This window comes from Mycolicibacterium sp. XJ2546 (assembly GCF_053483195.1).
Window position 1 is genome coordinate 1 of sequence record NZ_JBEFRW010000055.1, and the last position, 605, is coordinate 605.

The 605-nt window shown below is 58.7% G+C and carries 1 protein-coding gene and 1 pseudogene; both read left to right on the forward strand.

Going from position 1 to position 605, the window contains the following annotated elements:
• The coding region (locus tag ABQE44_RS25800; protein WP_448432657.1) for an ABC transporter permease at window positions 1–432 on the forward strand (432 nt) is incomplete at its 5' end.
• Between the two features lie 12 nt (window positions 433–444).
• A pseudogene (locus tag ABQE44_RS25805) lies at window positions 445–605 on the forward strand (MCE family protein); the annotation flags it as partial.

A 605-nucleotide genomic window follows, 5' to 3' on the forward strand; every position in this document is an offset into this window, starting at 1 on the left:
ATCAATGAGGAGATTGATGCGTTGGAGTCGATGGCGATCCGCCCGGTGGAGTACTTGGTGTCGACGCGGATTGTGGCCGGGATGTTGGCGATCACCCCGTTGTATTCGATCGCGGTCATTCTCTCGTTTGTGGCCAGTCAGTTCACCACGGTGGTGTTGTTCGGGCAGTCGGGGGGTTTGTATGACCATTATTTCGACACGTTTTTGAACCCGATCGATTTGTTGTGGTCGTTTCTGCAGGCGGTGTTGATGGCGATCACGATCTTGTTGATCCACACCTACTTCGGTTACTTCGCCTCCGGGGGGCCCTCCGGGGTGGGGGTAGCGGTGGGTAATGCGGTGCGCACCAGCCTGGTGGTGGTGGTCTCGGTGACACTGTTGGTGTCGCTGTCGGTGTATGGCTCCAACGGCAACTTCAACCTCTCCGGCTAGAACAGGCGATCCATGAAATCTGGTGCACTACGCCCGCTGACCGGGCTGGCCATGGTCATCACCATCATCGCCATCATCGCCCTGGCGATCGCGCTGTTTCGCGGCGACTTCACCAAAACCGTGCCCATCACCGTCATCTCTGACCGCGCCGGACTCGTCATGAACCCCGACGC